At 33.3% G+C, this 592-nt stretch carries 1 protein-coding gene; it reads left to right on the forward strand.

Going from position 1 to position 592, the window contains the following annotated elements; translation table 11 throughout:
• Positions 1-592: transposase (locus BHF71_RS11075; RefSeq protein ID WP_141705395.1), on the forward strand; the 592-nt coding region annotated here is incomplete at both ends.

The following is a 592-nucleotide window of genomic DNA, read 5'->3' on the forward strand; positions in this document are numbered from 1 at the left end:
AGATCAAGCAATTGACTTTAGCTTTATATACGATTTGGTTAAAGATACCTATTCTTTAGATAACGGCAGACCAAGCATAGATCCTGTTGTTTTAATAAAAATGGTATTCATTCAATACATATTTGGCATTCGATCAATGCGTCAAACAATAAAGGAGATTGAAACTAACGTCGCATATCGTTGGTTTTTAGGATACAACTTTCAAGATAAGATACCACATTTCACCACCTTCGGGAAGAATTACGTAAGGCGTTTTAAAGATACGGATATTTTTGAACAAATCTTTTATCGAATACTAAAAGAAGCTATGAAAAAAGGATTTGTAGATCCATCAGTTGCATTTATAGATTCAACACACGTTAAAGCAAATGCTAATAAAAAGAAGTATATAAAGAAAACGGCTCGTGTAGAAACAAGAAGTTACCAAGAACAATTAGAGAAAGAAATAAACATTGACCGAGAAGCACATGGAAAAAAGCAACTTCCCCCACAAGATAAAGAAGAAGAGAAAGAAATAAAGGAAAGTAAGACAGACCCAGAGAGTGGGTATTTTGTTAAGGACGAGAGAGAAAAACTCTTTGCATACTCATTT

This window comes from Vulcanibacillus modesticaldus (assembly GCF_001730235.1).
In the GTDB taxonomy this organism is placed as follows: Bacteria; Bacillota; Bacilli; order Tepidibacillales; family Tepidibacillaceae; genus Vulcanibacillus; species Vulcanibacillus modesticaldus.